The following is a 25,932-nucleotide window of genomic DNA, read 5'->3' as shown; positions in this document are numbered from 1 at the left end:
CCTTTCACATTACTACCATACTGACATACGAGTCCTTCCATCATTTTCATCTGTAATATATTCTACATACAATCCTTGATTCCGTGCGTTTTCATACATCATTTCAATCTCTTCTTGGTTTTTCACATAAATTTGTATGTAATCACCATCCGCTACTAATACGACTACTTCACACTTACTCTCCTTAAATTCTTCATATGTTTCAATTTCTCCTAGTACTTCCCCTTTTGGATATGCTTTTAAGTCTACAAATAAAAGATAATATATGTTGTCTTTTATTAGCTTTTTTAAAGCTGAACCTGCCATGATCTCGTTATCTTCTGAAAATAATTCTGGACCTAATTCATTCCCAACTATTATATAAGCTTCCTCCCTTCCCATGGCTTGCCAATCAAATGCAGTAATATCAATTGGCTTTAACACTTTCCAAAGTAAATTATCATATCCATCTAGAATATCTACTGTAATCCCTCTTTTCATATGTCTGCTCCTAGCTTATTTATTTTTGTTCCATACATTATATATCAAATTTAATTACTATATTTTGTCGATACCTATGTACATCATAAAAAACCGCTCCACTACTAGCGAAACGGTTTCCTTCTACTTACATTTACATATCTTATTCAATCGTTGCACTGCGTTTTAAAATAACTTCTAATATATTCACCACATCAGTCATTCTTAATGCTCACTTCGACTTCACAAAATAATATAAAAACCATACCGCATGATTTTGTTCATCCGCAGCTATTCTCCGTAACAAATCTTTCAGATGTGCATCCGATGTCTCATCTGAAATTTCCAAATAAAAATCTACTGTCTTTTGCTCATCCTGTATAGCGAACTCTAATCCTTGTAAGTAGGTATTCGGACAGTCTTCGGTAATCTGTGGTTTCGGCTGCCTGCCAGTTAAATTCGTATAAATTTGTACAAAGTGATGAAAATGTTTTATTTCATCATTACGAATTTCAAGAATTTGTTTTTTCTCTGCTTGACTTGGAGCCATATTCGCTAATTTTGCATAGCAGCTTATAGCGCTATACTCTCCATTTATAGCTTTCTCAATATCACTTATCAACTTATCATTCTGCCTATACCAATCATAATAATTCGAATTATACATTGTATCCCCTCCATACTTTCGCATAACATTTTATGCATTTTGAAATAGTAGGAGCATGTGTATATAACGGGACAGCTTTAGATTGAAAGTAAAGTTTGAGAAAATGGTCTATTTTGCAAAAGAATAGCTTATGCATAAAATAATACTGTTGCTATAAACTCTCGCGGGAGTTGGAAAATAAATTCGCGAATCAACGAGAGGTTCAACATGATGCGGTGCGAAGCTATTATGAGTTCAGTAACATAACTAGGAGGTTCCACTATGCCATCTTTATTTAAAACTATGAAGTTCCAGCTAAAAACCGAACGACTTGACCTGAGTATGTGGGAGGAATCCGATTCAGTTTGGATGAGAAAATTAATTGGCGAACGTGGTGTGGACATGCCGACCCTCGACTCCGTTCGTAGCCGGCTTATTGAGATGCGCAAGAAGGCAGACGAAAATGGCATTTCCCTTCTCACTATTCGAAGGAGAGACGAAGGCGATTTCATTGGATACTGTGGCTTAATTATCGGTCGTTCCACACTTGAAGAGCCGGAGATTGCATACGAGTTGTTCCGCAGCGCTCATGGTAAAGGTTATGCAACTGAGGCGGCATCTGTTGTACTGGACGCGGCGATTGCTACTGAGCGCCAAAGACTTTGGTCGACTGTAGGCGCTTGGAATATCGCTTCCCTCCGGGTACTTGAAAAGATAGGATTTAAGCGTCATCACAGTACGTGGGATGACGAACGTGGTGAGATTGTCTGGAACGTACGCGATCTTTAGAGATCCCGACTTAATTCTAAACATAACACTTTTCAACAATTAGGTGTTTACATTGAGGAAAAACCACAAAAATTAACAAACTTTATTCTTAGACTACAACAGCAAATACTCATTCTTTAGCTTATAGATTTCATCAAAAAAGCCGTTTCACTAATTAGTGAAACGGCTTTTTTTAAGCGTTCAATTCTGTTTTATGCCCTTTTACTGCACTACGTTTGAATGCAGTTACTAATATAGTAACCATACTTACTATACCAATCCAAACGAGTACAGTAACAGGTGTATTCCAGCTTAACCCTTTTCCGAAGAAAAAGATTTCTCTTAGGCCTTCAATCATAAATTTCATTGGTAACCATGAGTAGACCCAGTCTTGATAAAACGGAGACAACATCTCAGGTGCTAACGATAATAACGGCGCTCCGAAAAATAGTAATAAAGCGAATAAACCAATTCCTTTTAGCCCAACTAACGAAAGTACCGCAGATATCATTAAGAAGAAACTAAAAGAAGTAATAGATAAGAATAGAGCTGTATCCGTGAAGTTCGAAATATTTAACCCTACCATCCCATCTGCAATCCATGTAAGACCAAATCCAATGACAAGTGTCGCAATTGCTCCAGTTACTATTTGTTTTAGTTTTAATACTAGGTTTTCTTTTCTTGTACCTACTGGCATTTTACTTATCGCAATAAAGATAATTGCTGCGCTCGCTAAACTTGCAATCCATAACGGCTGAAATAAAGACATTGGTGAATTACCGTTTGCACTATTTTTGCCAACCTCATTCACATTTTTCACGTTCTTTACAATAGGTGTTACTAATTTCGCCGCTTGATCTGCTGTTAATGTAGCTCCTTTTGCTTTATATCCTTCTAATAGTTGCGCGCGAACAGTATTGTTCATATTATCAACGATCGCATTTAACATTTGCCCAGCCATAGTTGATGCTGCTGTATTCATTCCTTGATTTATGAATATTTCTATCTCTGGAGAAGATGGCTGTGGCGTTCGTAATGATGCTTGTTTTGTGCTAAAGTCTTTCGGAATGACTAACGCTGCATAATACTCTTTATTATTTAACCCTTTTTGAACTGCTTCCTTATTTTTCACTTCTACCCACTTTACCGCAGGTTCTTCATCTGATTTCGATGATTTTTTCACCGTATCAACAATTGTTTGCCCCATATTCATTTCCGGTTGATTTGGAATTTCTACACCTTGATCCTCATTTACAATTGCAATTGGCAAGTTTTTCGGCTGCGCTTGAACAGTTGGAAATAACGTTAATGAAAAAATAAAAACAACAAGTAATGCAATAACTGGTGATAAAAATAAAAGTTTATTTTTAAACATTTTCTTTTCTCCTCCTTTAATTTGATTTATAATAACCAACAACGTGTTGTTTATTTATATTTTGAATTATATGTTCGAGTTGAACCATATACAATAATCAAAAATCGGGAATGTGTCGGTTATAAGACACATTTTCTAAATGTGTTGAGTAAAATTAAGGAGGGACATGCGTTGCGCGATAGCAATTTAGATTTGCGTGTTGTTCGTACGAAAACTGCCATACGAAATGCATTGGTGGAGCTAATTGAAGAAAAAGGTTTTGACGCCATTACAGTGAAAGATATTACAACGAAAGCAAACATTAATCGCGGTACTTTCTATGCGCACTATCAAGATAAATTTGATTTAATGACGAAATGCCAAGAAGACATTATGTACGAGTTTTCTAAAATTGCCAAACAGAAATTCCCGGAAGTTATTGCTGATCTTGGAACAAATCCTTCTCCAACAATGCCATTTATACTTATCACTTCTATTCTTGAATTTCTAAATGAAAATAGTGATTTTATGAGAGCTGTGCTTAGTCCAAATGGAGATTTATCTTTCCAAACAAAACTGAAAGACTTTATGTGGAAAACATTATTTGAAGATACGAATGGTCCTCTCATTAATAAGGAGAATTTACTTGTTCCAAGCGAATACTTAACTTCTTATATGGCATCTGCACATATAGGTGTCATCCAGCAATGGTTAAATAATGGACAAAAAGAAACACCTGAGGAGATTGCTCGCTTTTTATCAACTATTGCAGTTCATGGGCCTTTTTATGCGGCTGGCTTAAAGAAATAAGTCAACTATATACAAAAGAACACCCACTATAATAGTGGATGTTCTTTTACTTACAACACTTCAATATACCCTTCTGTTCCATGTATCCGAATTCGTTGACCGTCTTTTATTCGTTTCGTAGCATTCTCTACTCCGACGACTGCTGGTAATCCATACTCACGTGCAATTACTGCTCCGTGTGTCATAAGCCCGCCGACTTCTGTTACTAACCCTTTTATAGACACAAACAACGGTGTCCAGCCAGGGTCAGTAAATGCAGTCACTAATATATCGCCCTCTTCTAAATTCGCTTCTTCCATGTTTAAAATAACGCGAGCTCTTCCCTCTATAACTCCTGAAGAAACAGGCAAACCTACAATCGCGTCAGCTGGGAGGTTTTCTCGTTTATATTTACCTGTAATGATTTCTCCATCAGACGTCATAACTCGCGGCGGCGTTAGTTTTTCATATAATTTGTACTCATTTTTTTGCTTATGAATAAGCTCGTAATCTAGTTTATTTGTGCGGACGACTTCGTGAAGTTCTTCAAAAGTTAGGTAGTATATATCATCGACTTCATGAATGACCCCACTCTGCACAAGTTGCTCAGCTTCTTTCAATAACGCCTGCTTATATATAAAATAACGATTAATCATGCCGTATTTCGGATATTCACGATAACCGATACAATTACGGATGTTACGAATCATTCTCTTCGTCTCTTCTACTTTTTGATTACCATCCAGCAAGTGCTGCAATCGCTCTAACAGCTCTTCTTCTTTTTTCAAAGCTTCCTGCAGTCCTTCTTCAAACTTTCGCTTACTAGCGCCAGCTTCAAAGTCTCTTATATTATTTAAAATCATCGGGATAATGGTTGTTGGCTTTTCACTCCAGCGTGTTTTTGTAATGTCGATTTCTCCGCTGCATCTCATCCCGTATTTATTTAGAAAAGCAGCGATGGCATCTCGAGCTTTTTCCCCGCCTTTAAACTGAACGAATTCATCTAAAAAGCTATCATCTTCTACATGCTGTAAATACGCAATAACTTCTGGATATGGGCGAATCACATCAGCAACATCCATTAATGCTAAACCCATTTCAGACGTAATATTATTTTGTACGGATTGAGAAAGTGTATCTGCTGCATTTTTTTCACCTAGCCATTGCTCCATCTTTTCATTCATCCATGTTGAAGCATTCATACCAGCCATAATGACAGCTATACTTTGCGGGTTAAATAATACTTTCTTTAATTGCTGGATGTCTTGCAAAATAAAATCAAATACATCCACACCTGATTTCGTTTGCATGTTTCGTTTTAACTCTTCGATCGATTCTTGACTATTCTGTATTAAATTCGTAACGATTGCCGTATTATTTTCGATTTCTGTTTGCGAACTTGCAGGTTGCTTACTTTTACTAGCACTCTTTCCTTTTTCATCATCCGGTAACAATTGAATAAAATCATCTCGCTCGATTATAGTCGTTAATGCATCTCTTACGAGCGGATCCGATTTTCCTAAAGTGTTTATTAAGTAATCTCTGCTAGCAGGTAAAGCTAATTGTTGCGTAGCATCAACAAATAGCCTGCCTCCCGCTTTACGCATAGGGGCACTAGTCGTTAACAAGAAAAAAGATAACCCAAGTGGTTTCATCGCATCGGTCATCATTTGTTGGTGACCAACCGATATATACACATGATTTTCCCCATCATTTACTCCTGGAATTGGATATAAAGTCGTAATCGGCCTGCTTTGGACTATATAAAATGTATCATCAACTAAGCACCATTCAATATCTTGCGGACAATCAAAATAAGCTTCGATTTGTCTTCCGATGCGTGCTAGTTGTAAAATTTGTTGTTCAGTAAGTGTTTGAAATTTTTGCTGATTAGGAGCAATTTTCTTTGTCTCTGTTCCGCCTTCTTTTCGTCCATAGATGGCTAATTTTTTCGTTGCGATGACCTTTTCGACAATTTTGTCTTCTTTTATCTTATAATTATCGGCAGAAACCAATCCAGATACTAGCGCTTCGCCAAGTCCAAAGCTGGCATCGATTGACAACACCTTCCTATTCGAAGTAATCGGATCGGCAGTAAATAAAATCCCTGAAGCCACAGGGAAAACCATTTTTTGAACGACAACACATATAGAAACTTGATTATGATCAAAACCGTTTTGCATTCGGTATATAACCGCTCTATCTGTAAATAAAGAAGCCCAGCATTTTTTAATATGCTGCAAAATGCTTTCTTTTCCAATAATATTTAAATACGTATCTTGTTGACCAGCAAACGAGGCATACGGTAAATCTTCAGCAGTAGCACTCGAACGCACTGCATACGCATGTTCATCGCCAAAGCGAGAGAGATAATGAGCTACTGATTCCACTACATCAACTGGAATTTCCACCGCCATAATGACTTCTCTAATCTTCTTACTAATTTCACCAATTTGATCTCGTTCCTCAATTTTTAACATTGTTAGCTGCTGCAACAAAATTTGAAGCTCTTCATTTTGCTCGATGGCCTTTTCATACCCTATCGTTGTAACACAAAATCCTTCTGGCACTTGTATCCCTTGAATGTTGGATAACTCCCCTAAATTCAAACCTTTTCCACCGACAAGTGAAAGGTGCGTGTTTTCTATTTCCTGAAAATCGAGAACGAAAAAACTCATTTAACATCTCTCCTTACTTTACTTGTGTTTTTGATTGTATCAGTAGTAAATGAGAAGAAACAGTCTATTTCGAACTTGATTTACATGATATAATTAAGTTAGGAAGAGATAATCTTTTTTATTTATCCCCTCGAATTCACTTCAATTATATCTCCAAACTTAAACATTCTTTGATTATGAAAAGCATCGGTACAAGTAATCATCTTATTTAATGGATTTATATCAGCTACTGTTATGTATTTTTTGTATAAACTCACATTATAATATCTAGATAAATCTTTTATTAACTCGTAATCCCTCCTCAAAAAATAGTAGAAACTACAATTGTAAAATCAATATTTTCTGTTTGCACTTTATATAAATTGATATGAATCTCTCTTAATTCTAGGACTAAATTATTGTTTTTTAATCCCACATTAATTCTTTTCTCAAATTCGCCAAAATGAATTTTCAAGATTAGGGAACTATAATGTCGTATTAAAATATATTAAGGGGGAGAAAAATTGGACAATGAAATGAATTATGGAAGTGATTACAAGTTTATTCCAGCAACTTCAATTGAAAGTGGTCATGGCATTGAAGTATTGCCTGATTTATTTTGTTACACGATTCAAATCGTCAATATATGCTTTGTTGGAAATCCTGAGACCAATGATTTTGTTTTAGTTGATGCTGGAATGCCTAAATGTGCAAATGAAATTATCTCTATCGCTGAGGATCGATTTGGTACCAATAGTCGCCCAAAAGCCATTATTTTAACTCACGGCCATTTTGATCATGTTGGGGGAATAATTGAACTCATCAAATATTGGGATATTCCCGTCTATGCACATCAGATGGAGATACCGTTCCTGACCGGACAACAAAGCTATCCAGAACCAGACCCTACAGTTGAAGGTGGTATGGTAGCAAAAATGTCTCCTCTGTTCCCAAACGAACCAATTGACTTAGGAAATAACGTAAAAGCACTACCTACCGATGGAACTGTCCCCCATATGCCAGAGTTTCGATGGATTCATACACCTGGGCATATTTCATTATTTCGAGAAAAAGACCGAACTTTGATCGCTGGGGATGCTTTTATTACAGTGAAAGAGGAATATCTATATAAAGTATTTACTCAGGAACAGGAAATAAGCGGACCCCCTCGTTATTTAACAACAGACTGGAAAGCCGCTAAAGAATCAGTTATTAAGCTAGAGAAGTTAAAGCCTCTAACCGCTGTTACTGGACATGGGATACCGATGTCGGGTGAATTGCTATCAACAAGCCTCAAAACACTCGTTCAAGAATTTGATAAAATCGCTTTACCCGATTATAGAAAATATATAGACTAAAAGATACATTAAGCATGAAAATACTTTTTATTCTTATATTTAAGAAACAAAATCAAAACGGAAAAAATTATTAAGTTTAATAAAAAAACACTGTACTTAGGCAACATCTCTATTATTAGAATGGAACTACGCCTTGTGAATAAAAATCGATATTCCTCAAATACTATCTGTAGTATAAGCCCGCTTCTTACCCAGGTTGTACTTCTTACCATTAAAGGTTGATTAAACTGGGTTACGCTATATAGCATAACCCGTTTTTAATGAAATCTTTTATTCCATATACGTTTAAATAATGGAGGAAAATGATGAAACATATTGTTGCTTTATCAATTAAATACACAGCGATAACTGCAGTATTACTTATCGTACTCAGTATCTTTCAAGGCATTTCCATTCCTAGAGTATTACTCATTTCTCTTTTCTTAACAGGAGTTGCCTATTTAATCGGCGATCTCTTCATTTTACCTAAATACGGAAATATGATTGCTACAATGGCAGATTTGGGCTTAAGCTTCTTCGGAATTTGGCTACTAACATCCTTATTTACTAATTTAGATGCTACTCGTAATATTGGACTTTCTTCATTCTTATCCGCATTAATTATTGGCGGAATAGAGGTTTTCTTCCACATTTATATGAAGAGACTAGTGCTGCGTAACGATGATGAATTAACAAATCACAATCATATTCACCATGATAAATATGCTATGGAAATGTCAGATGAATATATGGATTCTTCTACAATAAATAAATCCAAAATTGAGGATACATCTAAAAAATAAAAAAGTGGCCAATGCCACTTTTTTATTTTTGGTTATTAAGCTTGATCAGAATTTCTTACATGTAACGGTGGTGGAACTACCCACCCTTTTTTCTTACTTAAACGCAGCAAAGTTACACCTGCTTGCGCTTTTTTCATATGAAATTGTCCGAATAGCATCCCTACATCTTCTCGAAGACATTTTCCCATCACTTGACTACATGTCACAAGTCCAGCTGCTAACCCTGTAGAAACAGCTGCTGCTATTTCAGCATCATTAATACGTGCCCCTGGGGGAATGTCTTCGATAGATGCAACTGGTCGTTCTGGAGGAGCAGGCGGTAAAGCTACGCCATTAACCTTTAAAAGAGTTTTTAACTCTTCTATTTCCGAATTCATATCATTTTCAATTAAGCTCTCTAAAAACTTCTTTAAATCTTCGTCACCTGTGTGATTCATAAACACTTGATGGCTTGCGATTCCACCTTGTGCAGCTAGAAGATAACTCCAAATATCAAATACTTCTCCGTAATGTAACGGTTCATTTTGAGGATTTCCACTTAAAATACCCATTTTAAAATTCCTCCCTTTCGAAAATATCATAATCAATATTGATTTCAATATTGAAATCAAATTTTTAAGTATGCTTTTTCCTGCAAAAGATTTTCTACTATGCATGGAAAACACCTTTCCAACACTGCGTGTTTATTGTTTAGGAAAGTAGTTTACAAATAAAATACTCAAAGATTATGAAAGAAGATTATCAATAATCTTTGAGTGAGAATCCATTTACTATAAGGGTTTTTATTTTTATACATATACAAAAGAAATTGATTTACATATCTGCTATATTGTATGCCAATTTACTTAGCGATTAGCTCTATCACCAAGTTGTTGTTCAGCCATTGCTACTAAACGTTTTGTAATTTCACCACCAACAGATCCGTTTGAACGAGCTGTTGTATCTGCACCAAGTTGTACACCAAACTCTTGTGCAATTTCATATTTCATTTGATCAAGAGCCTGTTCAGCACCTCGAACTAACAATTCATTACGATTTCCACTATTATTGTTTGCCATCTTATTTCACCTCCGATGTTTTTAATATGTTACAAATTATGAAATAATAATTATCCTTTTTATGGAAATTAGTTTATGGATAAAAATTGATTTTTTCTTAAAGTAGGGCAAAACATATAAGAAAGAATAACTGATATAACATACTTTCATAACAACACTATGTATACTTCCTAATTCCCTTCAGTAAATAAAAGAAAGATTTCTATTTCACCAAGAGATTAAATAAAATTATGTTTTGAGACATAATCCAAAAGGAGATATGAGATGAAAGCTGTAACCTATCAAGGACCAAATCAAGTACAAGTTAAACAAGTTGATGATGCAAAGTTAGAGAAAAAAGATGATATTATTGTAAGAATTACTTCAACCGCTATTTGTGGTTCTGATTTACATTTATATCAAGGCAACATGCCCTTACCTCAAGGATACATTATCGGCCATGAACCAATGGGAATCGTTGAAGAAGTCGGGCCAGATGTCACTAAAGTGAAAAAAGGCGATCGTGTTGTTATCCCCTTCAACGTTTCTTGTGGACATTGTTTCTATTGCCAACACGAAATGGAAAGTCAATGTGATAACTCAAACCCTCATTACGATTCTGGTGGTTACTTTGGTTATACAGAGAAATTTGGTAATCATCCAGGCGGACAAGCAGAATATTTAAAAGTTCCATTTGGTAATTTTACTCCATTTGTTATACCGGAATCATGCGAACTTGAAGATGAATCCCTACTATTTTTATCAGATGTTTTACCAACAGCCTATTGGAGTGTAATAAACGCAGGCGTTAAGCCAGGTGATACTGTTATCGTCCTTGGTTGTGGACCTGTTGGATTAATGACACAAAAATTTGCTTGGATGCAAGGCGCTAAACGTGTAATTGCAGTGGATTACTTAGATTATCGGATGAATTATGCAAAAAAGATTAACAACGTTGAGGTATTTGAGTTTACAAAATTCCCAGATATGGGAGAACATTTAAAGGAAATTACACATGGTGGTGCCGATGTAGTCATTGATTGCGTGGGGATGGATGGAAAAAAATCGCCTTTAGAATTTCTGGAACAAAAATTAAAATTACAAGGCGGAACTCTCGGCCCTATTCAAATCGCTACGAAAGCCGTAAGAAAATATGGAACGGTTCAAATGACCGGCGTTTATGGTGGCAATTATAATGCATTTCCACTCGGGGCATTTTGGGTTAGAAATATTAACCTTAAAATGGGACAAGCACCTGTCATTCATTTTATGCCGGAACTATTTGAAAAAATAACAAATAAAGAATTTGATCCAAAAGAGATTATTACACACAAAATCCCCCTTGAAGAAGCGAGCTACGGTTATCAAATTTTTAATAATCGTGAAGATGACTGTATAAAAGTCATTCTGAAACCTTGAAGCTACAATTCATTATTCTTAATGAAAAGATAAGATTACATTTCGTAATCTTATCTTTTTTATTAAATACTAAGTATCTATCCCCCATTTTCATCTCACATCTAAAATAGTTATTTCCAAAAACTTTGTATTTTGAGGTAATAATTAATTGGTAAAAACATGAATTAAAGTATTAAGTAACCAAATAGCGAACACCATAACAATGTTAACTAACTTAAAAGAGGTGTACTTCATGGTTTTATTATAAAGAGGAAATAATTAATATGATTAAACTGGATAAACCAGACCCAGCTGCTGCAAAAGTTTTACAAGAAATATTAGGCGGGCATTATGGTGAAATGCGTACAATGATGCAATATTTCTTCCAAAGCTCAAATTTTAGAGGTAAAGAGAAGCAATATCGTGATTTACTTCGAGGTGTTTTTTTAGAGGAAATAAGCCATGTAGAACTTGTACAACATACAATTAATCAGCTATTAACTGGATTTGGTGAGCCTACGCCAGGAAAGGCTGGTATTGACAAAGCACCGCTTGATGAAGCGGTTAAACATGCAAACCCTCACCATTTTATTGTAGGTGCTCAAAGTTCATTGCCTGTTGATGCAGCTGGAAATCCTTGGAATGGATCTTGGGTATATAGTCATGGAAACTTAATTAGCGATTTACTAGATAATGTAGTACTTGAATCTACAGGTGTACTTCAAAAAACTAGAATTTATGAAATGAGTTCTAATCAAACATTTAGAGAAACTCTTGCATTTTTAATTGTACGTGATAATGCACATCAAAATGCTTTTGCAAAAGCTTTAGAGACATTAGGGGTTGAATGGGGAAAACTCTTCCCTGTGCCGAACTATGATATCAATAAATATCCAGAGTGTAGAAAGTATGTAGATATGGGATTCCATAATGCACAATTTAATTTCAGCTTAGATCCAACAAGAATGGGAGAAATATTCCAAGGTGAATCTCCAAGTAGAAACAAAGGAACATTAACAGTAACTGACCCACCAAAAGGTTTTCCTGTACCAGAACTTCCTGAAATGCCAAATAAGCATAGTCCCGGATTAAAAGATATGGATCTTTAAGATCATTATGGCCAACTATTTATTCATGGTTGGCCATAAACCTTTATATGGATTCCAGTCACACTTTACTCCACTTCCACTACATCACCAAACTTAAACATTCTTTGATTATGAAAAACAACATCGGTACAAGTAATCGTCTTATTTAATGGATTTATATCAGCTACTGTTATGTAATTTTTATATAGATAGCCATCTTTATAATATGTAAGTAAAACCTCTTCTTCACCTAAATATGAAATTAACAGCTTATTTTCAATCCTTTCTTTTGCATCTTGCGTTAAGATTGGACGCGGGATTTTTGTTTGCTCCTGTATCATGTCTTTAATACTGTGATTTGAATCATAAGTCCGCCACAATTTGACCCATAATATTGCCATAAAGCATTATTCTTAGAGAACATTCTTGTAATATTTGAAGCATAACATTGCCATAAATCTTTTTTTACTCATAAACTTGCCTAAAAAAATAGTAGTATTCCATCTCCAACATTTAAAATCAAATATTTTTTCATTGGAAATACCTTATACAATTGAAAGTTTTTTATCTTTTTCTTAGACAGAGAATCATTCTATTTGTTATTTCATTTATCATTTGTTTATCATAGTGTGCTAAATCAAAATATTCTATTTCACCATATCGGGCTTTATAAAATGCTACTTTTTTTATCTCCAAATCTTTATAAGTATCTGGCCAATCACTACTATTTAAAGTTACTGAAATTTCATTTGAAAAATAATACCCAATCAATTATGCTGCTTCTTTCCAAGAGTATCCTAATGCTTTTCCGCTTTTGAAGTCATACAAAACTCCATCAATAATTATATCGCCATCTGCCCCCCCACCATTAAAGAAGCAATACCAAAGGTTGGGTTATATATTACTTTGCTTTTTTGCGAGATAATTTTAGTAATAAGAAAATTGGAATTTTCACGATATGTTTTTCTTATTCCCCCATTTCGAGAGAATGGCGAAAATACCCATAAAGGGTTCCTTGAATCTAATGCACATGTGGGTCCTATTGTATATATATTCCACATTTGTTCCTTTTTATTAGCATTTATAACATTTTTTTATATCTTATATGGAAACTCTTTCTTATTATCTCTTCGCCAAAAAGAGTTTGGCATGTATATAATGTTAGGATCAAAAAAGCATAAAGTTACCTTACTTATGTTTATCGAAACAATCGTATTAGGTGCCGTATCTCTTGTAATCGGAATTGTAGTTGGTGTAGGACTTGCAGAGGGTATCGGTCAGTTATTAATGAAACAGCTGGAATTTTTTAGCTAAGGATATAAAGCATTGTATATTCCATCTATGACTGTTACTTGCATCTTCTTCTTTGCATTATTTGTACTATCAGCAAGTATGAATAGTATTAAATTGTCACGTATTTCTGTATTACAACTTGTACATGCAGATGCACAAACAGAGCATGTCGCGTAACAGGAAAAATGGCAGCTGTAGTTGCATTATTGGATATTCAACTTCGCAAAAAACGAGATCATCAAGCAACATATTTTGGTTGTAAAGTCGATATATTTGCTAGAAGATTTCTCGGCTTCAACAGAAAAAGCGCAGGAGTTTACACTCCTACGTTTTTTACTCATATCGTAAACATTCAATTGGTTCAAGTTTTGCAGCTTTGTTAGCTGGTAGTAAACCAAATGCAATACCGATTAGCATTGAAATGCCTACTGCAAGAAGTCCAAGTTCTGTTGAGACAACGAGAGGCCATCCGGCAAAGATTGAGACGATCCAAGCGAAGAAAATACCGAGCATGAATCCGATGAAACCACCTAGTCCAGTCAAAATACAAGATTCAATTAAGAATTGTGTTAATACTTTACCGCGTGTTGCACCAAGTGCTTTACGAATACCGATCTCACGTGTACGTTCTGTTACGGATACAAGCATAATATTCATCACACCGATACCACCAACAAGTAAGGAGATAGCAGCGATACCACCGAATACCATTTTCATCATACCGATTGATTCGTCTAATTGCTTCGTAAATTCACCCATATCTTGAGCTTTAAATTTATGCTCAAATTTAGGAGCTTTCATCTCGTTCAAAATAGAAACAGCTTGTTTTTCTACACTTTTACGTTCTGTTGGTGAAGTTAGTGTTAATTTTACAGAGTCATACTCAGTTACTCCTGAAATGACAGGAGCATTTTCAAGTGATGTATAACCTGCTGACATAGCCATTCCGGAATCATTTTTTGCTTCATAAACACCTCCTGAAATACTTACTTATAGCTTTTTGACATACTCTGCGAACTTCCGTTTAAACCATTCATTTCCTTATTACTGTTAAGATACATTTATTCTAGTTCCTAAACTCACTTATTTCTTAATAGGTTCTTAAGAAATTCTTAATTCACTTATACCAATATAAAATCAAATAGCCTTCAATCCATAAATAAAGGAAGCTAGATATTTGATTATTCATTCCTTAAGCTTACTACTCAAGTTAATCTTTTTTGGTACTTAATTAAGCTGTTAAAATCACTTAACTTGATAGCAATGTGTTGGTGTTAGAAAAACACTGAAATTTGCTACACTACAAAAATTACCCTTAGCAATAGTTAATGTTTTGAATGCATCAAACTTTTTGCTTTTAAGTATAGAATCACTCTTCTTATACACTCACTCGCCGCAATAAAGCAAAAAATACCATTCGTTACTAAACCTAGCGCATACTGACTTGAACCTTTAAAAATATACGTTACAATAAAACGTAAAATAAATACAACAATCCATATACCTAAGGCGATATAAGAATTTTTAGCATAAACCTTCCCATTATTTTTATCGATTCGTATTATAGTTGTAGAACCACGCACAGCTCCTACAATTCCTCCAAGAGCAAGTAATACTACAAATAAACCAGTTTCTATTAATGTGAGATCATTAAATACATGAGTAAATGTATAGTATGCGATTAATACAGGAGCAATCCACATTCGTTGAACTTTCAATTCTCTTTCTTTTAGTTGAAGGAGAATTATAAGAATTAAAATAATAAGACCAGTTGTATTATCCATGCTATACTCTCTTTCTTTTTTATTATGATCTGTTTAATTTCAATTAGAAAAACACTATGTTAATTTAAAATTTTATTCTTTTTACTACATACAGCAGATATCACTTTACAATTTTTTTTCGAATTGCCATTACAGCTGCTTGTGTACGATCTGTTACATCTAGTTTTTGAAGAATATTGTGGATATGAGTTTTGACTGTCCCTTCGGAAACATAAAGGATTTTAGCTATTTCATGGTTTTGTTTTCCATAAGCTAATAATTGTAAAACATCAATCTCCCGCTTAGTTAGAGTTTCCGTATGTTCAAGTTCTTCGCTAACTAAATTATAATCATTATTATCGTTTTTTATAAATTGTGTAAAAGCTTGATTTGCTGTCGTGCTATTATAAATCATTGCCCCTCTATTCATAGATCGAATACTATCTAGCATTTCCTCCGTTTCAGTATCTTTTAATATATAACCCACTGCACCAGCTCGAATACCATCTAAGACATATTGTTGTACATCAAATGTTGTTAATAGGACAACCTTTGTGTTTGGTAATATACTCATAATATTTTTAGTAGCCATAATGCCTGATAAGTCAGGCATTTGAATGTCCATAATTACCATATCTGGTGCAGTTTCTAAAGCCACTTTAATTGCTTCCTTACCTTCTTTACATTCCCCAACTATCTCCATGTCATCTTGCATTTCAATAATATAGCATAGGCCTTTTCTAACAAATGGTTCATCATCAGCTAGCACAATACGAATCTTTTCTGTCATACTTCTCCTCCATTTTTCTGAATTGGAATAGTGGATTCAACTCGAAGTCCTTTTGGTTCATTTAGAAAAAAGGAACAATTACCTCCAACTGATTTACAGCGTTTTATCATACCATTGAGTCCAAAGCCATATTTTAATGGCTTATCCCCTGTATATATACCATTATCATCAATTGTGAGTTTTACTACTCCGTCTATTTCTGTTACGTTTACAATAACAGAATCTGCATTAGAATGTCGTAAGACATTAGTTAAAGACTCTTGTAAAATGCGATACAGAGTTGTACTTTCCTCCATCGTCCACTCTGTTATATTTCCAGCTTGAATGAACTCAATTTGTAATAAAGAATTTGCTTGAACCTGTGAAATCAATCCTTTTAAAGAAGTAAGCCCGAGATCTTTTTCATCACTTGTCCATTCTCTAACAGCAACTCGGATTTCTTCCATTCCCTTTCGTGCCACCTTTAAAAGTTCTTCAACATGATCTTGGGCAGCAACAGGATCTTTCCTTAACATAATCTTAAGAGCCTGTAATTGAATAATAAGTGAGGTCATTTGATGTCCAAGTCCATCATGAATCTCTCTTGCTAATTTTGTTCTTTCCGTAAAAGCTGCATATCGCATAGAAAATACCGTTGTTTCTTGTAGTTCAGCATGTGCTTCGTCTAATTCTTTTAGTTGTTTTTGATTTTTTTGATATGCGTCTCTTAGCTTGGATGTACTTCGGATTGAGACATAGAGGCCGATAATAATTAATGTTTCTTGATAAGGAAACGTATTCGTATGTATAAATAGAATAATAACTATCCCCGTTATAGCAGCTAAAATTGTCGTTATTCGTTGCCACTTTGGTTCTGCAGCGGCAAGAAAAACTATGAGTGGCCATAACGCATAATTTGGAAAATTCGGATGAGAAAAATATAATACACATGATATGCTTATTAATATACTCGTAAATAAAGCGTACTTCCTTGCATTCCACCAAGATTTTGGTGAATACAACATCCATAGATAAATTGTTACAAAAACGCTACAAACCCATATTGCAAAGGTACCATGAGGTGCGAAACCTTTATAAAAAAATACGCATATTAAGATGCTTCCTATCGCATTTCCTGCATGACTATCAATCATTTTTAAAAATACTTTTTCCATGTACTTATTCCCTCCCAACCTTACTGTTTAGTTTCTATATTTCTTGGCTATAGATGAATATCCATTTCTTGATTTAAAGGCTGGAAATTTACAACTCACAATTATAATAGTTCATAGTTGAGTTAAATTCCTTTAATGCATATCATCTAAAATCTGAAATTAAAAGAATAATGAAGTAGTTATTATAGTGTGTTTGTTTTTCCTACTTCATTATACAAAAGAAGTTGTTTTTCTTAACCTATTTCTTTAATTTGCTTTTAGATTTTTTCTATATCTTTGTATCCTAATCACAATTCCAATAGTACGAATAACTACCATCGCAATTGTAAAAAATACGAAAGCAGGGGCTATAACATTAAAATCCAAGTGATTCGATACCATGAAATCTATAAATTGTTGTGGATACCAGTCTGTCGCTACATAAGCTAATACGACACGCCATCCAAGTCCAATAATCCATAAACATAAATAAGGAATACCAGCAGTTACGTACGCTTTATTGTCAGAACCATATTCTACTTTCACAGTAAAAAGCATTAGCCCTCCCATGATCATGCCGACCATTGTCATGATTATGAGTGCGGTCATATTTGAACCTGAGGTAGGTATTCCCTCGACGAATAAATAAACACTTATACCACAAAGAATAAATGGCAATACAGCCTTTGTGGTTGTAAATACTTTCCTTCCGATTTGTGTTAATAATACAATTGTTAAAAATGCACCAATCATTATCCAAGCTTGAGTATTCAAATTAAAACCCCCATAAAGTCTAAATTTATTGTTTATTTGCTTACTTACTGGAGGATTGTAACATCCCTAATATTTTAGAACATCTATCTGAAAGATGATTTTTTTGAATACCCTCTATCTATAGATAGAGTTTTTTATGATTCTTTTGTGAAAAAAGCCACTTGAATATATATAACTGGATATATGGGACGCATTGAAAAAACACTGTTTATACTAGACTATATTTCTAGCGAAACTTTACGCTGGCGGATTCTAAGGGGGTTGAATAAAGGAGAAGCTATGAATGCATTAGCACGCACAATTTTTTTCGGGAAACACGGTGAACTTCGAGAACGGGCACTACAAGACCAATTAGGGGTAGCACCACATCGCTATCAAGCTAACAAAACAAAGTACCCCTAAAATGAAAAAACGCTGATTTCTCAAAGTAATTAACTGTAGTGAAAGAAAATTTTCATTGTGGGGGTACATTAAAGTTTAGCTTGATTGCCGTGGGGCACTAATGAAAATATAAAAAACTACTGAACTTATTCGTTACTCTCAAAAGAAGATATTGATGAATACTTTAAAATACCCGGATTAAAGAAACACCAGCTATCATAACAATTAAACCGAAAATTTGTATTGGTTTGACTCGATTTTTCGAAGAGTTAAGCAGGCCAAATTGTTCTACCAGCAAACTACCAGTGATTTGACCAAATAAAGTAAGGATTACAGTTTGTCCATTTCCAATTTGATTAACGAGGTATACATTTATTAGAACATAAGCGCCACCTAATATCCCTCCAATCCATATCCACCATGGAGCTGACTGCTTAATAGGTTCTTTAATATTTGCGTAAGAGCGATCCATTATCCCGGCAATTATAATTAAGGTAATGGTGCCTACAAAGAATGAAACAAAGGCTGCTTGTGAAGAAGAATGAAGAACCTTTCCTAATTGACCATTGATAGCAATTTGTATAGCCAGTAACATTCCAGCTATTATACCTACTATACGCCAAATCCATTGATTTAACATGCTTTCCCTGTCTGTTTGAGAAGGTTGTTTTTTATTTTTCGTCTCTTGTATAGCTATAGCTAAAAAGACCCCTATTAAAACTAATACCACACCGAAGATTCGGTTTAATCCAAAAGAATACTGTATGGAATTAAACCAACCGTAATTATCTATTAACATACTCATTAAGGCCATTCCCAATATGGGCATTATCGCTGTTTGTACACTACCTAATTTAGGAAATAAAAGTATATTGGTCGTTAAAGCAACTGCACCACCAATTCCCCCCAGCCATATAAAGATTGGTTGACTCAGGAATAAGTCTAATGGAATACCTAATGGTGAACCACTAATTAATAGTGTGATAAGTAAGAAGATTAGTCCTACACCAAATGAGATCATTGAAGCTAAAAACGGAGAAATCACGAATTTTCTTAATTGGGCATTAATGGCTGTTTGCACAGCAAAAATAGCTCCGAAACTTATAGCCAGAAGTATTGCAAACATAGAAATCCCCCTATTTTATCGAATTAAAATTCAGTCTTTTCCACTGAAACATTCTCTTTTAAAAAAATTAAAACGACGACATTAATTATTTCACAGTCGTCGTCACATGTAATAAATACAATACGTTCAGGATTAATTACATTTAAAAAACTTATGTTTTTTATTTCAAGAAGGCTCTGTCATTATTAATTTTTTTGATCTTTTATCCATTGTAGCCAATAAGAAAACTCACATGCTAAATGCATTTGATGAGATTTAATAAGGCTATTAGGACAAAGTGCTGGAAATTCAACACTAGCTCTTACTTCAACACCCTTGTTAGTATTTTTGAATTGGTGTCGAACTCCACCAATAACAGTACCGTCTTTCGTACGTGCAACACCTGCAGATTGGTACTGATAAGAGTTGTCTCTAGGTGTTTTTAATCCTGTTTCGTCACCATAAACAATGAAGAATTGAACAGGAAATGGAGAATTACCAGTAAATTCAATGACCTCTTGTCCATTTTCTCCTATAGGTCTTAATACATAATGATCTGGGCAAGCGGATAAATTTACTAGATCATTTTCTGGTGATTGCTTTAGCATAAGATTATCAAATTCACGTAAAATGTCCTCTGCTGTAATTCCATCTAAGTGGAAATCTGTTTTGGAAAATTTTCGTCTCTTTCCAGAAAAAGCAACACAGAGACGCATAATCATTTCGCCTAGACTAAGTTTAGATTTTAACTTATCGTACATTTCATTATAGGAATAATGCATCTTTAGTTCAGTTAGTTTTTTTACTAATTCGTCCGTATCTTTTATTTGCGGCTCTTTATGCCCCAGTATACGAAAAGTCTTTTTAATACGTTTTCTTTTCCATTTTGTAAGTTGTTCATTGGAAATATTTTTTCCTTCAATATAAATTTTCATATTAATTCTCCTGTATTCTTAATCAATTGTTTTTCCAACAATCGTTTTTCAAACTTATTGTTAGTCAGTTTACTGAATAAAACCAAAGTATTTCTTTAAAACATATCTAGGAATAGAATTTCCATGGTGCTAGTTTAGATATCTTCTTTTTGATCGTACTTTAATGTGGTTAATATTAGATTAATCATCTCTTTCTTCGTATCAAGATTTAAATTTATCTCTGAATGGGCAATACTACTAAGACCATATAAAATAAATCCAGAAGTTAAAAATGAGTTGTCGGTGTGGAAAATTCCCACTTTCACCCCGTCTTCAATTACCTGCTGAATTAGTGGGCGTAATTGCATGAATAATTTTTGCTCAAGTAGGTAATGTTGTTCTGTCTGAAATGAACTCGCATCTTTGTATGGTGCTAGTTTTTCAACAAATGTCCAAAATATATCTAGAGAATTTTTCATTTTTTGCATAACGAGCAATTCATTCGAAGTAAGTATTTGCTGAATTATTTCTATATTTTTTACAATAAAATCATTTAAAATCTCATCAACAAAATCTTCTTTAGATTTAAAGTAATAATAAAATAAACCTGTCGCTACACCTGCATGATTAACGACATCCTTTATGCTAAATCCTCCCATACCGTTTTTCATATAAAGTTCAAAACCTATATCCATTAACTCTTGACGCCTTATATCAGGTTCTTTTGATATTCTTTTCATAATTTATCTCCTACCGTATTATTTTTACGACTGAATCTGATTCAATGATAAACGACTGAACTTAATTCAGTCAAGCGTTATTGAATCAGATTCAGTCAGTTATTAATAGAAACATTGCATCCATATTTAAAACATCGTGACTTTATTTTGAACCCATATGTACAATTTTTCGTTTTTGGAGTACTTTAAAAGCATAGCTTGACAGCAATGTGGTGCTATCCTATCGCTATCAAGCTAATAAAAAGAAATGTCACCCTAAAATGAAAAAATACGCTATTCTTTCTGTAGAATCATAGGAAAGGATGGCGTTTTTTATGTCTGTTTCTGTGTCTGACGAATTACAACTATTTGCTCAAGAGATTCAAAGTTTTTTATCTCCAAATACCTTACGGGATCTTGCTAGAGATGTTGGTTTTGTACAACGAACCAGTAAGTACCAAGCAAAAGATTTAGTCGCTTTATGTGTATGGGTGAGCCAAAATGTAGCTATGACTTCTTTAACTCAGTTATCTAGCTGTTTAGAAGCATCAACAGCAGTACTTATCAGTCCTGAAGGACTGAATCAACGATTTAATAAGGCGGCCGTCCAACTTTTACAACACATACTAGCTGAACTACTAAACCAAAAACTGATCTCATCTATGCCGATTTCTTCTCCATATACTTCTGTTTTCAAGCGTATTCGTATTTTAGATTCAACTGCATTTTAACTCCCGGATGTATTTTCATCGGTTTATCCAGGTGCAGGAGGATGCAGCCATACAGCTGGGATAAAAATTCAACTTGAGTATGATTTGTTAAGTGGACAGTTCCTACATATTCATACAGGTCCAGGTAAACAACATGATCGCACTTACGGCTCTCTGTGTGCCCCAACTGTGACAGCGAATGATTTATGTATCCGAGATTTAGGTTATTTTCATTTAAAAGACCTTCAATATATACAAGATAAAAAGGCCTACTATATCTCTCGTATCAAGTCAAATACACGTATTTATCAAAAAAATCCTAACCCTGATTATTTTCAAGATGGAAGAATTAAGAAAGGTACAGAGTATATACAGATAGATATGGAGACGGTAATGAACTCCCTTCAACCAGGGCAAACATGTGAAATAGCTGATGCTTATGTAGGAATGATTGATAAAGTGCCAGCTCGTGTAATTGTTCATCGATTAACAAAACAACAGCAACAAAAACGATTACAAGATCAAGCTGTAAGAGAAAAAAAGAAAGGAATGAAGTATTCTCCTCGTAGTAAACGACTTAGTGGTACCAATGTATATATGACAAACACCCCTACAGATATTGTCCCGATGGGACAGGTACATGACTGGTATTCTTTGCGTTGGCAAATCGAAATTTTATTTAAAACGTGGAAGTCATTCTTTCAAATTCATCATTGTAAAAAGATAAAACCAGAACGATTGGAGTGCCATTTATATGGTCAGTTGATTGCCATTCTACTCTGTTCTTCTATCATGTTTCAAATGCGCCAATTGCTCCTCATGAAGAAAAAACGAGAGCTTAGTGAGTATAAAGCCATATATATGATTAAAGACTATTTTCTTCTATTCCAAACTATACAAAAAAACACCCAAGAGCTATCAAAGGTGTTACTTCGCCTGTTCAATCTCCTACAGCAAAATGGGCGGAAATCTCATCGATATGAGAAAAAAACGGTCTTTGATATATTAGGTGTCGTTTACAATTGTACCCTGTCTTATAATCAAGCCGCTTAATTCAAAAAAGTGAAACCCGCTAGGGTTTATTTCGTATGCAAATCTTTTAATCACCTACACTTGCCCTTTAGAAAAAAGAAACAATCTCGCCTAAAATTGACTTTGCATAATCTTAGCTTGATAGCGATGTGGCACTACCCCCATTAACAAATATTACAAACCATATATCTAGGTTAATATCTATCATATTTTTTATAAACAGGATTAATTAGATTTAAAAAAGATTTCTTTTTCTTTACTCGTAATAAATCACCTGTCCATCCTTTGAATCGCATATACATATACATCCCCCCTGTTGTGAAAATAATAAATAAGAGAGCGATTAAATAGCTATATTTCCATTCTAGTTCAGGCATGTATTTAAAATTCATCCCCCACAATGCTCCTAAGGCTGTCAAAGGCGTACTCACAGCAGTTAATACAGTAAGAGCTTTCATAATTTCATTCCCACGATGAGAAGAAACAACTTCTTGTAAATGAATCATCGTGTCTAATTCTTCTTGGTACTCTTTAACAAGTTGTAATCCACGCTCTAATTTTACGTGTGTTTGTTTATAACAAAGGGTGTTTGTTAGGTTTTCTAACCAAGCTTCCTCCAAGCCTTGTAACACTTCCTGTATCAAGCGAAACACATGTGTGTTCATAAATAATTCATGACGAATATGATAAATTCTTTCTAAAACTGCTATGTTATTATGATGATAAAAATCCCATAATACATTTCTGAAATTGTTTTCAAAATAGTCAACCTTTCGTAAATAGTGAGATATAAATATTGATAAGATAGCACATACTCCTTCAGCGGAACTATTACAATTTTTTATACCCAGAGGGAAATTATGTATTAATTCTTGAAAATCCTCTTCCTCTTTTTCCTGGACTGTTATCAGTATTCCATGAGCTACGAAATAATGAAGAAATTTTTGAATTTTGGCATCGTTTTTATCTTGATCATATAAAAACGAACCATATACACAAGTTTGACTTGGTGATAACGTATAAACATATAATCCGTTTTCACAAGGAGAACTTATTTTCTTTACAAATTGAGAGAAATAAGATGTTACATCAAGAGGGATTATAGAAGAAAGTTTTTCAAGCTCACTAGTTTTCACATGATACCAATTCCATTTCGGCATTTTTATGCATTCCATATTATTCTTCCTTTCTGAATAGTTTTATGTTTGATCGAATAATATCCGTAATATGAAATTTGTATGTAGGTATTCATGTCTTGGAGGAAAAATTTTTAGATCATCTAAATTACAAAATAAATGGCATAGGAGGTCTTCTTCTGTTACAAGGAAGACCCCCTATATATTAGTTATTTTTATTCTCAATTTTAAACATTTCCTCTATACAAGCACTTTTTATCTTTTCTTATAAAGAATTTATTATATGTGGAAAAGAAGCTACATAATTTGGCACGTCTATTCAACGAACTCTATTTCAGTCGTTATTATAATTTGGATTCATATGCAGATTGATTGGTGATGTCGTCAAATACTTGACTCCCAATAATGTAGTATCCATGAAGTGCAGCCTCTTTCGAAGCGTCTACCATACGGAAAGAAGAAATTTCACCTTGCATTTTTTCAATTCGTTTTTTGTGGAGATCTACTATTCCTCCTGTCCAAATAATAGTATCATACTGTTCTAACTTAAATTGTTCTTGTAATACACGCATGACGCCTTGGACGTGTGCATCCAACTCTTTTTGAATTAAAATATCCACCTGACTTGTCTCATAATTTTCGTCTCGATCTCCATATCCTTTTTCTAATATTTTTGGCATGTCGTTAATATGCAATTGATTACTTTCACCCGCATGATTCTGCAGGATATTCTTAATATTTTTCAAAGGCTTGCTACATCCTAGTTCCGTCTCATAATGATTTAAAATGAGATTCTGTTTCATATCTGCCATTTCTAATGTACGAAATCCACCATCAATAATTAAGATGCGATCTTGTTCCTGAATAATTCCCTCTTTTAAGAAATAGGCATGTAAAGCGACTGGTTGCTGAAGAATCAAAGCATTTTCCACCGTAATATTAATAAATTTCCCATCAATTTGCACGGAAGTTTCTTTTTTTAGTGCATGTTGTAATTGCTCGTGCTGACTACCAAAACAAGTGACTGGAAGCCCGGTAACAACTAAAGGTAACACGACATTTTCTTTATAATCCTTTGCAATGCAACCAAATATTTGTTGTTTAAAACGCTCGCTTTCATAATAATTTTCTATTTCTTCATCAAATGGAGGAAGCAATGAAGCGTCAGATTGATGTGCTTCATTTCCCATGTAGTATGCAAAGTCTAAGTCTATAAAACTTACCTTTGTTAAATCTTCACTGTCAGTATGATTAGGTACAGGGGCTAGTGTGGAGGCTTCACTCTTAATCGTCATCTCAGAATCTATATCCTGTCGATATGCCCGCTTGGTAAAGCCAATTCCTACATCAATTGCATACAGAGATTTCATACTTTTTTCCTCACTTTCTCTTTTAAGAATTAAATCTAGGCACTCTCTTCTTTCCCTTCTTTCACATATTTCTTTTCATTTTTCGTTTTTTCTCCGTCTAGGTTCTTACTATTTTCATTTATTTCGTAATCCTTTTCATCTTTTTTCTTTTTGTTATTTTCGCTTTCTGTTAAGTCTTTAATGGTAGAAATGACAACTGGTGTGGCTGTAAGCAATTGTGGTAATGTTTGTTTTGCAACATTAGCTGCAGTGGCAGAGAATTGTTTACTTGTCTCAGTTACCTTCTCCAATGTTTCCTTTATGTTTCCTTCTTGTAGTTTTTCTTTTACGCTTTTTCCTTTTGTTTGTATAGCTTTCCGATTTTCTTTTTTTAATAGGGAGACCATGACTCCGGTCGTAATCCCAATCACAGCATATTTAAATATTGTATGTTTCATTTTTCTCACCCTTCTCTACTTTTATTTTCTTCAACGCTA

At 34.3% G+C, this 25,932-nt stretch carries 23 protein-coding genes and 6 pseudogenes; 9 read left to right on the top strand and 20 right to left on the bottom strand.

Annotation, left to right across the window (positions count from 1 at the left end; translation table 11 throughout):
• Nucleotides 1–12: 12 nt before the first annotated feature.
• A complete protein-coding gene (locus JFU02_RS00225; protein ID WP_000820194.1) occupies nucleotides 13–480 on the bottom strand; it encodes a DUF2691 family protein in 468 nt (155 codons plus the stop codon).
• 211 nt (nucleotides 481–691) lie between these two features.
• On the bottom strand, nucleotides 692–1,126 hold the full coding sequence (locus JFU02_RS00220) for a ferritin-like domain-containing protein (RefSeq protein WP_000282836.1): 435 nt from the start codon (nucleotides 1,124–1,126) through the stop codon (nucleotides 692–694).
• 261 nt (nucleotides 1,127–1,387) lie between these two features.
• Between JFU02_RS00220 and JFU02_RS00215 the strand changes: the two genes are divergently transcribed.
• Entirely contained in the window at nucleotides 1,388–1,894 is a 507-nt protein-coding gene (locus tag JFU02_RS00215) for a GNAT family N-acetyltransferase (protein WP_001139534.1), read from the top strand.
• A 172-nt stretch (nucleotides 1,895–2,066) separates the two neighbouring features.
• On the opposite strand, the gene JFU02_RS00210 is transcribed toward JFU02_RS00215, so the two are convergent.
• Nucleotides 2,067–3,287, bottom strand: coding sequence for a YhgE/Pip domain-containing protein (locus JFU02_RS00210; RefSeq protein WP_140338003.1), 1,221 nt, complete (start codon nucleotides 3,285–3,287; stop codon nucleotides 2,067–2,069).
• 132 nt (nucleotides 3,288–3,419) lie between these two features.
• On the opposite strand from JFU02_RS00210, the gene JFU02_RS00205 reads away from it, so the two are divergent.
• Nucleotides 3,420–4,037: a TetR/AcrR family transcriptional regulator gene (locus JFU02_RS00205; protein WP_001205690.1), complete on the top strand. Its 618-nt coding sequence runs from the start codon at nucleotides 3,420–3,422 to the stop codon at nucleotides 4,035–4,037.
• Nucleotides 4,038–4,087: 50 nt separating this feature from the next.
• Here the strand turns inward: JFU02_RS00205 and ppsA are convergent, their stop codons facing one another.
• Together ppsA and JFU02_RS32690 are read right to left on the bottom strand one after the other, a co-directional pair.
• Nucleotides 4,088–6,694, bottom strand: a complete 2,607-nt coding sequence (gene ppsA / locus JFU02_RS00200) for a phosphoenolpyruvate synthase (protein ID WP_086407371.1) — start codon at nucleotides 6,692–6,694, stop codon at nucleotides 4,088–4,090.
• Between the two features lie 122 nt (nucleotides 6,695–6,816).
• A pseudogene (locus JFU02_RS32690) lies at nucleotides 6,817–6,951 on the bottom strand (YolD-like family protein); the annotation flags it as partial.
• A gap of 246 nt (nucleotides 6,952–7,197) precedes the next feature.
• Between JFU02_RS32690 and JFU02_RS00195 the strand changes: the two are divergent.
• On the top strand, nucleotides 7,198–8,031 hold the full coding sequence (locus JFU02_RS00195) for an MBL fold metallo-hydrolase (protein ID WP_086407370.1): 834 nt from the start codon (nucleotides 7,198–7,200) through the stop codon (nucleotides 8,029–8,031).
• Nucleotides 8,032–8,336: 305 nt separating this feature from the next.
• Nucleotides 8,337–8,813 (top strand): YndM family protein, encoded by a 477-nt coding sequence (locus tag JFU02_RS00190; protein WP_201069417.1) that lies wholly within the window; start codon nucleotides 8,337–8,339, stop codon nucleotides 8,811–8,813.
• A 35-nt stretch (nucleotides 8,814–8,848) separates the two neighbouring features.
• Here JFU02_RS00190 and JFU02_RS00185 read toward each other — a convergent pair whose 3' ends face one another.
• Nucleotides 8,849–9,364 (bottom strand): DUF3231 family protein, encoded by a 516-nt coding sequence (locus JFU02_RS00185; protein WP_000512140.1) that lies wholly within the window; start codon nucleotides 9,362–9,364, stop codon nucleotides 8,849–8,851.
• 294 nt (nucleotides 9,365–9,658) lie between these two features.
• The gene (gene sasP / locus JFU02_RS00180; protein ID WP_086407368.1) at nucleotides 9,659–9,871 is read right to left on the bottom strand and encodes a small acid-soluble spore protein, SasP family; all 213 of its coding nucleotides are present in this window, start codon (nucleotides 9,869–9,871) and stop codon (nucleotides 9,659–9,661) included.
• 264 nt (nucleotides 9,872–10,135) lie between these two features.
• Between sasP and JFU02_RS00175 the strand changes: the two genes are divergently transcribed.
• Nucleotides 10,136–11,269: a zinc-dependent alcohol dehydrogenase gene (locus JFU02_RS00175; RefSeq protein WP_000649092.1), complete on the top strand. Its 1,134-nt coding sequence runs from the start codon at nucleotides 10,136–10,138 to the stop codon at nucleotides 11,267–11,269.
• A 236-nt stretch (nucleotides 11,270–11,505) separates the two neighbouring features.
• Nucleotides 11,506–12,357, top strand: a pseudogene (locus tag JFU02_RS00170) (manganese catalase family protein); the annotation flags it as partial.
• 65 nt (nucleotides 12,358–12,422) lie between these two features.
• On the opposite strand, the gene JFU02_RS00165 reads toward JFU02_RS00170, so the two are convergent.
• On the bottom strand, nucleotides 12,423–12,737 hold the full coding sequence (locus tag JFU02_RS00165; protein ID WP_086407366.1) for a YolD-like family protein: 315 nt from the start codon (nucleotides 12,735–12,737) through the stop codon (nucleotides 12,423–12,425).
• Nucleotides 12,738–12,900: 163 nt separating this feature from the next.
• Nucleotides 12,901–13,107, bottom strand: coding sequence for a hypothetical protein (locus tag JFU02_RS00160; RefSeq protein WP_086407365.1), 207 nt, complete (start codon nucleotides 13,105–13,107; stop codon nucleotides 12,901–12,903).
• 231 nt (nucleotides 13,108–13,338) lie between these two features.
• On the opposite strand from JFU02_RS00160, the pseudogene JFU02_RS00155 reads away from it, so the two are divergent.
• Nucleotides 13,339–13,850 (top strand): annotated as a pseudogene (locus JFU02_RS00155) (FtsX-like permease family protein); the annotation flags it as partial.
• A 112-nt stretch (nucleotides 13,851–13,962) separates the two neighbouring features.
• On the opposite strand, the pseudogene JFU02_RS00150 reads toward JFU02_RS00155, so the two are convergent.
• The 5 genes and pseudogenes from JFU02_RS00150 to JFU02_RS00130 form a co-directional block, all read right to left on the bottom strand.
• A pseudogene (locus tag JFU02_RS00150) lies at nucleotides 13,963–14,604 on the bottom strand (ABC transporter permease); the annotation flags it as partial.
• A 350-nt stretch (nucleotides 14,605–14,954) separates the two neighbouring features.
• Entirely contained in the window at nucleotides 14,955–15,413 is a 459-nt protein-coding gene (locus JFU02_RS00145) for a CcdC protein domain-containing protein (protein ID WP_201069415.1), read from the bottom strand.
• Between the two features lie 100 nt (nucleotides 15,414–15,513).
• Nucleotides 15,514–16,182, bottom strand: a complete 669-nt coding sequence (locus tag JFU02_RS00140) for a response regulator (RefSeq protein ID WP_086407363.1) — start codon at nucleotides 16,180–16,182, stop codon at nucleotides 15,514–15,516.
• Nucleotides 16,179–17,336: a sensor histidine kinase gene (locus tag JFU02_RS00135; protein WP_086407362.1), complete on the bottom strand. Its 1,158-nt coding sequence runs from the start codon at nucleotides 17,334–17,336 to the stop codon at nucleotides 16,179–16,181. Before JFU02_RS00135 ends, JFU02_RS00140 begins: the two co-directional genes overlap by 4 nt.
• A gap of 246 nt (nucleotides 17,337–17,582) precedes the next feature.
• Entirely contained in the window at nucleotides 17,583–18,089 is a 507-nt protein-coding gene (locus JFU02_RS00130; protein WP_086407361.1) for a hypothetical protein, read from the bottom strand.
• 183 nt (nucleotides 18,090–18,272) lie between these two features.
• Between JFU02_RS00130 and JFU02_RS00125 the strand changes: the two are divergent.
• Nucleotides 18,273–18,443: pseudogene (locus JFU02_RS00125) on the top strand (Tn3 family transposase); the annotation flags it as partial.
• A 211-nt stretch (nucleotides 18,444–18,654) separates the two neighbouring features.
• On the opposite strand, the gene JFU02_RS00120 reads toward JFU02_RS00125, so the two are convergent.
• From JFU02_RS00120 to JFU02_RS00110, 3 genes are all read right to left on the bottom strand, one after another.
• Nucleotides 18,655–19,596, bottom strand: coding sequence for a DMT family transporter (locus tag JFU02_RS00120; protein WP_201069414.1), 942 nt, complete (start codon nucleotides 19,594–19,596; stop codon nucleotides 18,655–18,657).
• Between the two features lie 185 nt (nucleotides 19,597–19,781).
• Nucleotides 19,782–20,510, bottom strand: coding sequence for a hypothetical protein (locus tag JFU02_RS00115; protein ID WP_098516124.1), 729 nt, complete (start codon nucleotides 20,508–20,510; stop codon nucleotides 19,782–19,784).
• A gap of 134 nt (nucleotides 20,511–20,644) precedes the next feature.
• Nucleotides 20,645–21,229, bottom strand: a complete 585-nt coding sequence (locus tag JFU02_RS00110; RefSeq protein WP_060487330.1) for a TetR/AcrR family transcriptional regulator — start codon at nucleotides 21,227–21,229, stop codon at nucleotides 20,645–20,647.
• Nucleotides 21,230–21,543: 314 nt separating this feature from the next.
• Here JFU02_RS00110 and JFU02_RS00105 point away from each other — a divergent pair.
• Nucleotides 21,544–22,971: pseudogene (locus JFU02_RS00105) on the top strand (IS4 family transposase).
• Nucleotides 22,972–23,144: 173 nt separating this feature from the next.
• Here the strand turns inward: JFU02_RS00105 and JFU02_RS00100 are convergent.
• The 3 genes from JFU02_RS00100 to JFU02_RS00090 all read right to left on the bottom strand — a co-directional run bounded on the left by JFU02_RS00100 (nucleotide 23,145) and on the right by JFU02_RS00090 (nucleotide 25,893).
• On the bottom strand, nucleotides 23,145–24,125 hold the full coding sequence (locus tag JFU02_RS00100; RefSeq protein ID WP_201069413.1) for a magnesium transporter CorA family protein: 981 nt from the start codon (nucleotides 24,123–24,125) through the stop codon (nucleotides 23,145–23,147).
• Nucleotides 24,126–24,430: 305 nt separating this feature from the next.
• Nucleotides 24,431–25,456: a ParM/StbA family protein gene (locus JFU02_RS00095; protein ID WP_097888727.1), complete on the bottom strand. Its 1,026-nt coding sequence runs from the start codon at nucleotides 25,454–25,456 to the stop codon at nucleotides 24,431–24,433.
• Nucleotides 25,457–25,491: 35 nt separating this feature from the next.
• The gene (locus JFU02_RS00090; RefSeq protein WP_098617578.1) at nucleotides 25,492–25,893 is read right to left on the bottom strand and encodes a peptidase U61; all 402 of its coding nucleotides are present in this window, start codon (nucleotides 25,891–25,893) and stop codon (nucleotides 25,492–25,494) included.
• Between the last annotated feature and the right edge of the window lie 39 nt (nucleotides 25,894–25,932).

This window comes from Bacillus sp. TH13, assembly GCF_016651175.1.
Classification (GTDB): domain Bacteria; phylum Bacillota; class Bacilli; order Bacillales; family Bacillaceae_G; genus Bacillus_A; species Bacillus_A thuringiensis_S.
Note: the sequence above shows the minus strand (reverse complement) of the source record. Positions and strands in the feature narration are given on the sequence as shown.